Source organism: Janthinobacterium sp. JC611 (assembly GCF_018682595.1).
GTDB lineage: Bacteria > Pseudomonadota > Gammaproteobacteria > Burkholderiales > Burkholderiaceae_D > Janthinobacterium.
On sequence record NZ_JAFLJN010000021.1, the window covers coordinates 272,437 to 284,496 of the forward strand.

Sequence of the window (12,060 nt, forward strand, 5' to 3'; positions counted from 1 at the left end):
CTTTGATCACAGCAAGATGAATTCGCCGCGGATGCGCAGCTTCATGCCGCGCGGCGCGTCGGCGCCCGCCACCACGGCCCAGGCCGTGATCCAGCGCGCGCAGCGTTCGCGCGCCGCCGCATCGGCCAGCGCCTCGTTCAGCCGCCGCAAGCGCGCGTCGGCCCGGTCGATGCGCTGGGCCAGATACAGGCGCTGTTCCATGGGATCCGTCTTTTTACTGTAATGCCGCATGGCGATTCCTTTCCGCGTCGTAACTTCATTCGGTCATGGCATAGCCATGTACGCGGGAATGGGACGCCCGGATTCAGCTCAGGAAAAAAAGGCCACCGCAAGGGGGCTGCTGGGGCGTGCCTCAGGAAGCTGTCTTGCCGGCCGGTTTGGGCGTGGCAATGGCGATCGGGTCGCTGGCGGGGAAGCTTTCCTTCAGTGCCTCATCAAGCGCTTGTTCGGCGTGGCTTTCGCTGGCCGGCGTGGGCGAATCGCGCTCCGGTGGCGGCGTGGGCGTGGTGGCGGCGTTGGTGCTCGGCTGCATGGTGATCTCCTTGCGGTGGTGCGCCGGGCGGCCGGACTGGCCGTGGCGCGTGCTGATGCTTCCAGCCTAGCACATCGCGCAAGAATGGCGCGCCGGATGCGCCTGCCGAAGGGTGACGCCGGCGTCTGCTACACTGCGCTCCACTTTTAGCTACGGAACCGCCATGACTTCCATCTCCCTGCCGTATCGGGCCACCGCCCTTGAAGCCTGTGCCTGGCTGGCGCAACAGACGGGCACGCCATGGACCCTGGCGCGCCTGCTGGAGCAGGGCGGCTTGCCCTACGTCTGGCTCGACTACAGCGCGGTATGGGCCGAATTGTTCCACGACGGCGTGACGCGCTACGCGGCGCCCGTCGTGTTCATCGGCGACAAGCAGCACCTGGCTGCCGGCGCGGATGACGTCTGGCTGCGCTTCACGCGCGATTCCGGCAACATCGCCATCGAACTGAAGGCGCCGGGATTGCGCGTGCCGCTCGATGGCTTGCATTTCCAGGAGCGCGATCTGCTGCGTTTGCTCAAGGAGTTGCAGCACCCCAAACCGGATCCTGCTGAAGCGGAGAAAACCGCGCCCGCAGTCTTGCCCAGCGCCCTGAAGGGCCTGGCCCGCGAGCAGATCTTGATCGCCTTTGCCGGCGTGGGCAAGGTCGACCTGGACCAGGGGCTGGCCAGCGGCGTGGGCATCTTTGGCGATGACGGCGCGCGCGTGCGCAAGAATTCGCGCGGCGGCAAGAACAGCCATTTGTGGCATCCGGTGACGCTGGCGTTCGGCCTGCACGACGTGCACCGCGTGCCGATGGCGCACCTGAAGAAGGCGTTTGCCACGCAGCCTTTGCTGCGCGAGTGGAAGGCGGACTGGCTGGAATCGCTGCGCCTGCTGGGCGAGTGAGGCGCCAGGACAGTCTTACAGCTCGATCGGCGCCACCTCGGTGCCGATATCGGGCGCCGCGTAATGCATGCTGAAATACACGAACGCCCCGATATTGAGGGCGACCGTGATCCAGAACACGGTGCGGAACGAACGCTTGCTGGACTTGTGGCGCAACCATTGCTGGGCCAGCACGGCGCCAGGCCAGCCGCACAGCAGCCCCAGCAGCAGCAGGGTGCGCTCCGACGTGCGCCAGCGGCCCCCTTTGGCGGCGGACTTGTCGATCGCATAGGCAACGAAGCAGCTCAGGCTCAGCACGCCATACACGAGGGCGACCAGGACGGGGATATGGAAAAAGAAGGTGGCCAGCAAATACAGGACGGCAAAGAACAGGATGACGAGGTAGGGCATAGGATGTGTGGTTTTGATCGGAGGCGTGAGTATCCCACAAGGGGAGCGATGCCGCCGCCTAAAACAGACAGCCTTGCGCCGTATCGACGTGCACGGCGCGGCGGCGGGCGTGGCCCGTCTTCAGCGCTTCGCGGTCGCTGGACAGGGCGATGCCTTCCAGCGCCAGCAAGGTTTCCTTCGCATGCAGGCCGCCCGCAAAGCCCGTCAACTCGCCCGTGGCGCCGATGACGCGGTGGCAGGGGGCGATGATGGAAATGGGATTCTTGCCGTTGGCGGCGCCCACGGCGCGCACGGCGGCGGGACGGCCGATCTGGCGCGCGATCTCGCCATAGCTGCGCGTCTGGCCATACGGTATCGTCAGCAAGGCGCGCCACACCTCCTGCTGGAAGGCGGTGCCGGCGAAATCGAGCGGCACCTCGAAGCGCTGGCGCGTGCCGGCGAAATATTCGCGCAGCTGGCGCGCCGTTTCCCGCAGCACGGCGCAACCGTCGTCGACGCGCATCGCGCCCAGGCGCACGCGGTTGGGCTTGTCGTTTTCCCACAGGATGGCGGCCAGTGCCGCGCCGCGCGCCACCAGGGTCAGTTCGCCCACGGGCGAGGGCACCACGATGCAGTCGTATTCCATGTTGCCTCCTTGATCAGATGGCGCCAGTGTAGCAGGCTGGCGGCCGGCTGCGTATCGCGTGTAGGATAGTGTTTTTTCGGCACGGAGCACTGGCTGTGACAAATATTTCCACCTATGACGCTATCCGCGCGATCGCCGTGCGGCTGGTACGTGAACGCTATCCCACGGCCGTGGCGGCCATCATCGGCGGCTCGTTCGCCACGGGCCGGCAAACGGCCACTTCCGACATCGACTTGCTGCTGCTGTTCGACCGCGTCGATTGCGCCTGGCGCGACACCCGGGTCGCCGAAGGGCGCACGGTGGAACTGTTCGCGCACGACCTGGCCACGTTTACGTATTTTTGCAAGGAAATGGATGCGCCGGGCGGCACGGTGCCGCTGGCGAGGATGGTGGTGGAAGGGGAAAACATCCTCGCCGCCAGCGACGCCCACACCCGGCTGCACGCGCTGGCGCACGCCATCGACAAGGCCGGGCCGCCCGTGCTCGACGTGGAAAACCTGCAGCGGCGCCGCTACGCCATCACCACCGCGCTGGAAGACCTGGTCGACAGCACGCAGCCGGGCGAGGCGCTGGCCGTCGCTTGCCAGCTGTACGAAGCGCTGGCCGACCTGCACTTGCGCGCGGCCGGTGCATGGAGCGGCGGCGGCAAGCATCTGTTCCGCCGCCTGCAGGCGTTCGACGCCGCCATCGCCGGGCAGCTGGACGGCGCGCTGCGCCTGGTCGCCGGCGACCTGCCGGCCGGCCAGCGCGCGTTCGAGCAAGTCGCCGCCGCCGTGCTGGCGCCCGTGGGCGGCCCTTTGCTCGATGGATTTACTCTGCCTGCGCCCGCGCACTGGCGCAGCGCGCCGGCAGTCTGATGCGTTGCGCCTCGCTTAAAACGCCGTGCGCACGGACAGGCTGATGTTGCGCGGTTGGCCCCAGAACACGCCGTCGTAGAAGCCCGCGTTGCGATAGTATTGTTCATCCAATAAATTATTCACGTTCAGCCGCATGGCGCCTTCCATCCAGCCAGACGGCCGCCGAAGCGGTCGCTGGTGGCCATGCGCGGCAAAAAGCCGGGCGGCATGCTGCGGTCCAGCAATCAAGCGAGCGCACCAAAAGCGTGCAGGCAGGCCGAGGGCGGCGCATCGCCTGGCCTTCTGCGATAATGCCGGGGCTGACAAAATATTTTCCTCATTGAAAGAAATGCATGCGTACATGGATCGCTTGTGCCGGATGGTTGTGTGTCGTGTCGCTGGGCCAGGCCCAGGAGCACGCGCCGCCGCCGGCTGTTCCCGCGCCGCTGCAGAGCGCCAGCGCGCCGCCCGCCATTGATGCCGTGTCCGCCACATCTGTTGCGCCGACGGCGAGCGCAGAGGACGCCTTGCCCCCGCAAACGGTGACGGTCACGGCCAGCAGCGACGCCAAGGCGCCACGCGTGCGCTTCACGGCCTACCGCGACAGTTATCTGACGGCCAGGAAAGTGTGGCAAGTGTCGAGCGGCAGCGTGGTGATGGCCCTGCGCCTGATTCCGGCCAAGTTGAGCGCCACCATCGACGACGTGCGCGTGGCCTTGCAAGGCAATGGCGCGCCGATGCCCATCAAGGTGTCCGACGGCGGCGTGTTTGTCGTGCCGCTCAACGAAGACATCGCCGCGCAGGACGGTACTTTCCTGGTGAACAAGGGCAGGGGCGAGCTGACGGCGAATATCGTGCTCCAGCCATCCGTGGCGCGCGATGCCTGGAACGTCACGCGCGTGGGGCAAGTGCTGCGCGACGCACGGCGCGCCGTGCGGGCCATCACGCCCTGGTACAAGCGGCCGTTCGCCAGCGACGTGCAATCGCTGGCGTTTTGCGCGGCCGAGCGGGGCAGCGCCTTGCAGTTGATGGATGGTGAACAGCTGATCGCCACCTTGCCCATGAACGAAGCGGCCGTCAACGACATCAGCCAGCCCGTGTTCTGCAAGATTTTCGACGGCGAAGACAAATACCCGGGACACTACCGCGTGGTCCTGCCCGAGCACGCCACGGTGCTGCTGCTGTAGAGGCTAGTTGGGCTGGCGCTGCACCAGCTCCAGCGCCGCCGCCAGGGCCAGGTCCATGGTGGCCTGGTGGAAGATCAACCATTGCGGCAACAGCGACAGCGCATGGCGCCCCTGTTCCAGGTCGCCTTCATCGACGGCGGCCCAGGCATGGTGCAAGCCGCTCAGTACGCGCGCATGCTGTTCGCGGTGGTTGGCCAGCGAGGGAAAGGCGATTTGTTCCATCAAATCCTCTTCCTCGCGGAAATCGCGTTCCACTGCCGCGATCAGCTCGCGAAACGCCACGCTGAAATGCTGGTCGCTCAATTTTCCCAGCCGCGCCAGTTCCAGAAACAGCGCCTCATGCGCCTCGTCGATGGCGGGAACGCCCAGCGCCATCTCATCCTTCCAATCCGATTTACCCATGCCGATGCTCCAGGTTAAGTCCGTCACAGTGAGAAGCGGACTGTTCCAGTTTGGGCGCAGCGTAGGGGGAAATCCATGATCTGGATCAAAAATATGGTGAAGAAAGGGAGGAAAAAAGCAAGCTGGAGCAGAGAAACAATGTCCCACCCGCAACAAAGCGGTTTCAACGATGCAGCAGGTTACCGAGCGCCGCTGAAAAACGCCGCTGGCAAGGCGCCGGACCGAAGGCAGTACGAATGTACGCCGAGGAGGCACGGCAACGCAGTCAGCGACGTTTTCTCAGCCGCGCGTCGTATTGTTCTCAGCCGCGCGCCTTACTGCTTGGGCCAGTGGGCCCACATGCCCTGCGCATCGACATTCGGCACCTGCATTTGCTGCCCGGCCGATGTTTGCATCGTATCCCGCAACACGAGGGGTACGAGCATCAGGGCCGACAGGGCAAGGCAGGCCAGCACTTTAAGCGTCAACATGGTCGTCTCCCGGTGTCCCGGCGGCGGCGCGGGAATGCGGCGCCTGCCGGTCACTTTCTGATGTACTACCATGCTTGCAGTTTAGTCCATCTGATGGGAACTTCAACTGATTGCTGTGATGCACCGCACCAGTTCGCCTGGCGCCAGGCGCTTATTTGACCTTGCGGCTGCGCCGTGGCTTGCCTGCGGGGGGCAGGAAAGAATCGAACCACACTTGCGTCAGTTGCCGCGTATTTTTCGCCGCTTCGCGCTTGACGGCGGCCGTGGCGTGGCCGCGCGCCGTGTTGGCGATGCGGTTGGCGGCGCTCAGGTACATGCTCATCCAGGGGTTTTTCATGGGGGGCCTCGCAGACAGTGGGTGGCGCGGCGGGCAGTTCGCCATGCCGCGATGTCCCCACTCTAATCCGATGGCTGGCGCTGACTGTGCGCCTGCCCACATAGCCGGGCGGCGCCGGCGGAGGGTTGAGGCAGATCAATACACGTCGCGGCGGTAGCGTCTGGCCGCCAGCAGGGCGTCGAGACCTTCCTGGCCCAGCACTTCTTGTAGTACAGCATCGATTCCTGCCGCCATGCCGTGCAGGCTGCCGCATACGTAGACGATCGCGCCTTGCGCCAGCCAGTCGCGCAGCTCGCCGGCGGTGGCGCGCAGGCGGTCCTGCACGTATTCACGTTTGCCGCCATCCTTGCCATCGCGCGAAAAGACGCGGTCCAGGCGGGCCAGGTGGCCGGCGTCGAGCCAGCCTTGCAACTCGTCGCCGCAGACGCTGTCAAAAGCTTGCTGGCGTTCGCCGAACAGCAGCCAGTTGCGGGCCAGCCCCGCCCGCTGGCGTGCGCGCAGGTGCGCACGCAGGCCGGCCAGGCCGGAACCGTTGCCGATATAAATGCAGGGCACGTCCACCAAGGCGGGCGCGAAGGCGGGATTGGCTTGCAGGCGCAAACGGATGGGACTGCCCAGCGGCGCGAAGCGCGTGAGCCAGCCGGAACACACGCCATGGCCCTCGTTCTCGTCGCCCGCATGGCGTTCCTGGCGCACCAGCAATTGCAGTTCGCCATCGGCCGGCAGCGACGCGAGCGAGTAGCTGCGCGGCGCGTGCTGCGCGTTGCCGGCGTCGCCCTCGCTGCCATCGGCATTGCAGGGGATGATTTCCGCCAGCGCGCCCGCTTCCCAACTGGCGCCTGCCGGACCCGTCAAGGTGATTTCATGCAGCTCGCCGCCCAGGCTGCCCGGGTTGAGCAGCACGCGGCGCGCCAGGCGCCATTCGGCATACGCCGCTTCTTCCTGCACGCCGATGGCGTCGATGGCGCTGCCGCTGCAGCGGGCCAGCGCCGTGGACCAGTCGGCCAGCGCCTGCGCGTCGTGCTTGTCCACTTCGATCAAGGGGAACAAGGGCGTGGCGCCCAGCGCTTGCAATTGCTGAGCCAGCGCATGGCCAAAGCCGCAGAAGGCGCTGTAATGGCGGTCGCCCAGGGCCAGCATGCCGAATTCCAGGCCCGCCAGCGGCATGCCCGATGTTTGCCGCAGCAGGCGCGCAAAGCGGCGCGTGCCGTCCGGCGCCTCGCCTTCGCCAAAGGTGCTGGCGACGATCAGGGCCCGTTCGTATTGGCGCAATTGCGCGGGATCGAAACGGTCCAGCGACTGCACGTCGACGGCCACGCCCGCCTGCTGCAGGGCGCGTGCGCTTTCCAGGGCCAGGCGCTCGGCCTGGCCCGACTGGCTGGCGTAGGCTACCAGGGTCGGCAAGCCCGTGTCCCGCTGACCCGGCGCGCTTGCGCCCAGCAGGGCGCGCTGCGCCTGCACAGCCCGTTTTGCCTTGCGGCGGCCCAGGTACAACATCCAGCCCGTGATGGCGAACAGGGGCAGGCCCAGGCTGGCGAGAGTAACGATGATGCGGCCCGGCAAACCGAAATACGTGCCCATGTGCAGCGGATAAATGATGTTGACGAGGCGCGCACCCAGCGCCTGCTGGCTGTACGGTTCGTTTTCCGTCACCGCGCCGTCGGTGGGCAGAATGCTCAGGCGGCTGCGCGCCCGTTCGTGCGGCGCATCGCTGGCAAGCCACGTGAATTGCACGGCTTCGCCAGGACGCACGGGCAGGCGCATGCTGGCCAGGGTCCAGCCGGGTGCGTGCCGCTGGAAGCTGCTCCAGGCCAGGCCGACGTCGACGGCGGGCGCCTTCTCCTTGACGCCGCCCTTTTTCGCGGGCGCCTGTGCCATTCTCGGCGGCTTGCCGGCCCAGGCGTCGATATGGTCGCGCACCACGTCATAGCTCCAGTAAATGCCCGTGAGGGTCAGCGCCACGTAGACCACCAGGCACCAGGTGCCGGCCACGGCGTGCAGATTCCACAGGAAGGAGCGGCCTTTCAAGGCAGGGTCGAAGGTCAGCCAGGTGCGCCAGTCCAGCGGGCGGCGGGGCCAGCGCAGGTACAGGCCCGAGAATGCCATGCCCAGCAGGCACAGGGCCAGCGCGCCCGCCACTTGCCGGCCCGGATCGCGCGGCAGCAGCAGCCAGCGGTGCAATGACTCCGTCCACTCGAAAAAGCCCGCGCCCGTCAACGCGGGCTGGGTCGCGCCCGTGTATGGGTGCAGATAGATGGACTCGCCGCGCCGCTGGCCATTCTTCGGCGCGAAGAAGACGCGGGGCGCCGCGCCCGCCTCCGCATACAGGGTGATCGAGGCGACGCGCTGGCCGTGTTCGGCCGCCGCGATGTTGCTCAGCTGGGCCGGCGTGAGCGGCGCGCGCGTTTCCACGGCGACATGGCGCACGCCGGGGTTCATCACGTCCAGCAATTCATCCTTGAAGGCCAGGGTGGCGCCGCTCAAGCCGATGATCACCAGCACCGTGCCGGCCGTGATCCCGATGAACCAGTGCAGTTGAAACCACACCTGCTTCCAGTTCCCGTGCCAGCGCCGTTGTGGCGGATTGGCGGCAAGCTGGCGCTGCTGGCTGGTCTCCGGCGCCTCGTCGACGCTGGCGCGCTGCAGGGAGTGTGGAAGGGAGGAGGTCGTCATGGCGGCTTTCGAAAGCGCCGCCATGCGGGGCGTCAGGCATGGCGGGTGAGAAGGAAGGTTGCCATAGTAACGCAAACGAGAATCATTCGCAAATGATGGCGCCGTTTATCGCGCAGCGGGGTCGCCGTCTTGCTCTCCTTGTCCGGCCATCCGCGTTTGCCTGATCGGGCGCCAGAGGCGCTACAATAGGGATACTGTTCACTAGTTCCCATTGCCGCCATGACCATTTCCACACCGAATCTCGTCGTCACCCCGTCCGCCCACCCCCTGTCCGACGCCGAACGCGCCGCGCGCATGGTCAATCCCGCCTTCGGCCGCATCTTCACCGACCACATGGTGGTGATCCCTTACCGCGACGGCAAGTGGCAGCAGGGCGAACTGAAGGCTTACGGCCCGTTGATGCTGGACCCGTCCGCCTCGTCGCTGCACTACGGCCAGGCCATCTTCGAAGGTTATAAAGCGTTCGCGCAGCCGGACGGCAGCATCAAGACTTTCCGTCCAGAACAAAATGCGGAACGCTTCAACCGCAGCGCCGCGCGCCTGGCCATGCCGGCCATCCCTGTCGAGCTGTTCCTGGAAGCGGGCGACGCGCTGATCGCGCAAGACCGTAACTGGGTGCCGAAGAACACGGGCGAGAGCCTGTACATGCGTCCGCTGATGATCGCCACCGACCCCTACCTGGGCGTGCGTCCATCGGAGGAATACCTGTTCGTGCTATTCGCCTCGCCGGCCGGCGCCTATTTCCCGAAAGGCGTGAAACCCGTCACCGTGTGGATCAGCGAAGACTTCGTGCGCGCCGCGCCGGGCGGCACGGGCGAAGCCAAGTGCGCGGGCAACTACGCGGCCAGCCTGATGGCCCAGTCGCAAGCGCAAGAGAAGGGCTGCGACCAGGTCGTGTGGCTGGACGCCGTACACCGCGAATACATCGAGGAAATGGGCGGCATGAATTTGTTCTTCGTCTACAAGGATGGCGAGAAGGTCACCGTGGTGACGCCGGAACTGACGGGCACTTTGCTGCCAGGCATCACCCGCCGCAGCCTGCTGGAAATGGCGAAAGACCTCGGCTATGCGACGGAAGAGCGGAAATTGTCCGTCCAGCAATGGCGCGACGACATCGCCTCGGGCCGCATGACCGAAGTGTTCGCCTGCGGCACGGCTGCCGTCATCACCCCCGTGGGCGTGGCCAAGGCCAATGGCTTTGAAATGACGATCAACAATAATGAAAACGGCGCCGTCACCCTGGCCCTGCGCGAAGCCCTGCTGGGCTTGCAGCACGGCACGGCACCGGACACGCACGGCTGGATGCACAAGGTTTGCTAGTTGATGTCACCTGACCAAACCTACTGCGCGTCGCGCTTTGCGGCCGGCGATGCTCACCGTACTAGAGTACGGCTGCGCTTCTCGGCCACAAATCACTGCCGCTCGCTACGGTTTTGTCAGGTGCCGTGACTGATGTTGTTCGTTCTGACCGCGCCGGCACTCAGTTGCCGGCGTTTTTATATCTTGAAGGAAACTCGATGAAAATCCGCTCTGTCTTGCCGGCGCTGGCCGCCGTCTTCCTCGGCCTGCCCTTTGGTGCCGTCCACGCGGCCGACGCCACGTGCGCCATTCCGCGCAACGTCAGCTATGTCGATTACGACGTCAAGCCGTCGGACGAGAAAAACACGTGCTACAAGCAAAGCACGAACGTGCCCACCGATTACTTCATGCTGGCGCTGTCGTGGTCGCCAGGCTTTTGCGACAGCCAGCGCCGCCGTGGCGCCGTGTCGAAAAAGGCCGCCTTCCAGTGCGCCGAGAGCAACCACTTCGGCTGGATCGTGCATGGCCTGTGGGCGCAGTCGAACAATCCCGCCACCTGCGAAGATATTTCCGTGACGCCGCCGCGCAAGACGGAACTGCACCCGCGCTATTGCAAGGGCAATTTGCCGAAGCTGGCGCCGTCCGAGATCCTGCCCTATATGTGCATGCAGCCGGGCGAAGCCTTGCTGCAGGGCGAATGGGAAAAGCATGGCGCCTGCGATTTCGATACGGCCAAGCAGTATTTCGAGAAGGAACGCGAACTGTTCCAGGCCTTGACATTACCGGATTCCAGCATGCCGAAAAATGCGCTGTTCCAGTGGATGAAGCAGCACAACCCGCAATTGAAGGGCCGCTGGCTCGGCTATGAAAAGCACTCGGGCGAGTTGCGCATTTGTTATTCGAAAGAGTTCAAGGTCATCGATTGCCAGAAGTAAGCGGGCCTGTCCTGCAGGGTTTTTGCATACATGTTAGTGTATTGGCCGGATCAGCAAGGTGAACAGGTAGTGTATGCGGCAGTATCTGCAGCAACAAACGCAAGCCGTGATGGTGGGCGAGGACGGCTTGCCGCCCGGCGCCCGTGTGTGGGCCATGCTGGCGCTGGCCATCGGCGTGGGCATGGCCTCGCTCGATACGGCCATCGCCAACACGGCCTTGCCGGCCATCGCCAGCGAGCTGCACACGACGCCGGCCGCCTCCGTCTGGATCGTCAACGTGTACCAGCTGGCCATGGTGGCGACCCTGCTGCCGTTTTCCGCCCTCGGCGAGATCGCCGGCTACCGGCGCGTGTTTATCGCGGGCATGTTCCTGTTTACTGTGGCCTCGCTCGCCTGCGCGCTGGCCTGGTCCTTGCCGTCGCTGGTGGTGGCAAGGCTTTTTCAAGGCGTCGGCGCCAGCGCCATGATGAGCGTCAACACGGCGCTGCTGCGCGCCCTGTATCCGAAACACTTGCTGGGCCGCGCTTTCGGCAACAATGCGCTGGTGGTGGCCATCGCGTTCGCCATCGGGCCCACGGCCGCCTCCTTGATCCTGGCGACGGCGTCGTGGCCATGGCTGTTCGCCATCAATGTGCCGCTGGGAGTGATTGGTTTTTTCCTCGCCAGCCGCATGCTGCCGGCGACCAAACTGTCCGGCCACACGCTCGATGCGCGCACGGCCCTGTACAACGTGGGCGCCTTCGGCTTGCTCATTTTGCTGTTCGGCGACGCCGCCCACCACGCGGCCATCTCGACCCTGTTGCCGGAACTGGTGGCCGTGGTCATCTTCTTTATTTTGCTGCTGCGCCGCCAGGCGGGGCACGCGGCGCCCATGCTGCCGATCGACCTGTTCCGCCGTCCCCTGTTTTTGCTGTCGTCGCTGACGGCCATCTGCACGTTTGCCGCGCAAGGGCTGGCCTTCGTCTCGCTGCCCTTTTATTTTGAAGTCACCCTGGGCCGCTCGCCCGTCGAGACGGGCTTTTTGATGACGCCATGGGCTGCGCTGGTGGCCGTGATGGCGCCCGTGGCGGGCCGGCTGAGCGACCGCTATTCGCCGGGCGTGCTGGGCGGTATCGGCCTGGCGGCGCTTGCCGGCGGCTTGCTGACACTCGTGTGGATACCGGCCCACCCCAGCGCGTTCGACATCGGCTGGCGCATGGCCTTGTGCGGCATCGGTTTCGGCTTTTTCCAGGCGCCCAATCTGAAAGCCATCATGGGCAGCGCGCCGCCCGAGCGGGCCGGCGGCGCCAGCGGCGTGGTGGCCACCTCGCGCCTGATCGGGCAAGCGACGGGCGCCGCGCTGGTCGCGTATTGCTTCACGGTTTCCGCCAACCGGGGCACGACGTATGCGCTGTGCCTGGCGGCCGGCTTCGCCGCCGTGGCCAGCATCGCCAGCTTGTCGCGCCTGGTGGTGGCGCAGCCGGCGTGGCTGGGCAAGGGCGGCTAAGC

The 12,060-nt window shown here is 65.7% G+C and carries 15 protein-coding genes; 6 read left to right on the plus strand and 9 right to left on the minus strand.

The genetic code is table 11. The features are described from left to right. Window positions 1–6: 6 nt before the first annotated feature. Window positions 7–231, minus strand: a complete 225-nt coding sequence (locus J0O65_RS15600) for a hypothetical protein (RefSeq protein ID WP_215408055.1) — start codon at window positions 229–231, stop codon at window positions 7–9. A 121-nt stretch (window positions 232–352) separates the two neighbouring features. Beyond that, window positions 353–532, minus strand: a complete 180-nt coding sequence (locus J0O65_RS15605; RefSeq protein WP_215408056.1) for a hypothetical protein — start codon at window positions 530–532, stop codon at window positions 353–355. A gap of 163 nt (window positions 533–695) precedes the next feature. On the opposite strand from J0O65_RS15605, the gene J0O65_RS15610 reads away from it, so the two are divergent. Continuing rightward, entirely contained in the window at window positions 696–1,418 is a 723-nt protein-coding gene (locus tag J0O65_RS15610) for a hypothetical protein (protein ID WP_215408057.1), read from the plus strand. 15 nt (window positions 1,419–1,433) lie between these two features. On the opposite strand, the gene J0O65_RS15615 is transcribed toward J0O65_RS15610, so the two are convergent. Both J0O65_RS15615 and J0O65_RS15620 read right to left on the minus strand, forming a co-directional pair. Beyond that, complete coding sequence (locus tag J0O65_RS15615; RefSeq protein WP_215408058.1) at window positions 1,434–1,808, minus strand: DUF1294 domain-containing protein; 375 nt, start codon at window positions 1,806–1,808, stop codon at window positions 1,434–1,436. A 58-nt stretch (window positions 1,809–1,866) separates the two neighbouring features. Next, the gene (locus J0O65_RS15620) at window positions 1,867–2,433 is read right to left on the minus strand and encodes a methylated-DNA--[protein]-cysteine S-methyltransferase (RefSeq protein WP_215408060.1); all 567 of its coding nucleotides are present in this window, start codon (window positions 2,431–2,433) and stop codon (window positions 1,867–1,869) included. A 95-nt stretch (window positions 2,434–2,528) separates the two neighbouring features. Here J0O65_RS15620 and J0O65_RS15625 point away from each other — a divergent pair, with 95 nt between their 5' ends. Next, entirely contained in the window at window positions 2,529–3,290 is a 762-nt protein-coding gene (locus tag J0O65_RS15625; RefSeq protein WP_215408062.1) for a nucleotidyltransferase domain-containing protein, read from the plus strand. Between the two features lie 15 nt (window positions 3,291–3,305). Here J0O65_RS15625 and J0O65_RS15630 read toward each other — a convergent pair whose 3' ends face one another. Next, window positions 3,306–3,425, minus strand: coding sequence for a TonB-dependent receptor (locus J0O65_RS15630; protein ID WP_215408064.1), 120 nt, complete (start codon window positions 3,423–3,425; stop codon window positions 3,306–3,308). A 197-nt stretch (window positions 3,426–3,622) separates the two neighbouring features. On the opposite strand from J0O65_RS15630, the gene J0O65_RS15635 reads away from it, so the two are divergent. Next, entirely contained in the window at window positions 3,623–4,456 is an 834-nt protein-coding gene (locus tag J0O65_RS15635) for a hypothetical protein (protein ID WP_215408066.1), read from the plus strand. Between the two features lie 3 nt (window positions 4,457–4,459). Here J0O65_RS15635 and J0O65_RS15640 read toward each other — a convergent pair whose 3' ends face one another. The 4 genes from J0O65_RS15640 to J0O65_RS15655 all read right to left on the minus strand — a co-directional run bounded on the left by J0O65_RS15640 (window position 4,460) and on the right by J0O65_RS15655 (window position 8,338). Further along, window positions 4,460–4,858 (minus strand): bacteriohemerythrin, encoded by a 399-nt coding sequence (locus tag J0O65_RS15640; RefSeq protein ID WP_215408068.1) that lies wholly within the window; start codon window positions 4,856–4,858, stop codon window positions 4,460–4,462. Window positions 4,859–5,172: 314 nt separating this feature from the next. Further along, window positions 5,173–5,328, minus strand: coding sequence for a hypothetical protein (locus J0O65_RS15645; RefSeq protein WP_215408070.1), 156 nt, complete (start codon window positions 5,326–5,328; stop codon window positions 5,173–5,175). Between the two features lie 151 nt (window positions 5,329–5,479). Then, the gene (locus J0O65_RS15650) at window positions 5,480–5,665 is read right to left on the minus strand and encodes a hypothetical protein (RefSeq protein ID WP_215408072.1); all 186 of its coding nucleotides are present in this window, start codon (window positions 5,663–5,665) and stop codon (window positions 5,480–5,482) included. A gap of 135 nt (window positions 5,666–5,800) precedes the next feature. Then, complete coding sequence (locus J0O65_RS15655) at window positions 5,801–8,338, minus strand: PepSY domain-containing protein (RefSeq protein ID WP_215408074.1); 2,538 nt, start codon at window positions 8,336–8,338, stop codon at window positions 5,801–5,803. 219 nt (window positions 8,339–8,557) lie between these two features. Here J0O65_RS15655 and J0O65_RS15660 point away from each other — a divergent pair, with 219 nt between their 5' ends. The 3 genes from J0O65_RS15660 (at window position 8,558) to J0O65_RS15670 (ending at window position 12,058) form a co-directional block, all read left to right on the plus strand. Then, window positions 8,558–9,658, plus strand: coding sequence for a branched-chain amino acid aminotransferase (locus J0O65_RS15660; protein ID WP_215408076.1), 1,101 nt, complete (start codon window positions 8,558–8,560; stop codon window positions 9,656–9,658). Window positions 9,659–9,855: 197 nt separating this feature from the next. Continuing rightward, a complete protein-coding gene (locus J0O65_RS15665; protein WP_215408078.1) occupies window positions 9,856–10,572 on the plus strand; it encodes a ribonuclease T2 family protein in 717 nt (238 codons plus the stop codon). 73 nt (window positions 10,573–10,645) lie between these two features. Further along, a complete protein-coding gene (locus J0O65_RS15670) occupies window positions 10,646–12,058 on the plus strand; it encodes an MFS transporter (RefSeq protein ID WP_215408080.1) in 1,413 nt (470 codons plus the stop codon). The last annotated feature ends 2 nt before the right edge of the window (window positions 12,059–12,060 follow it).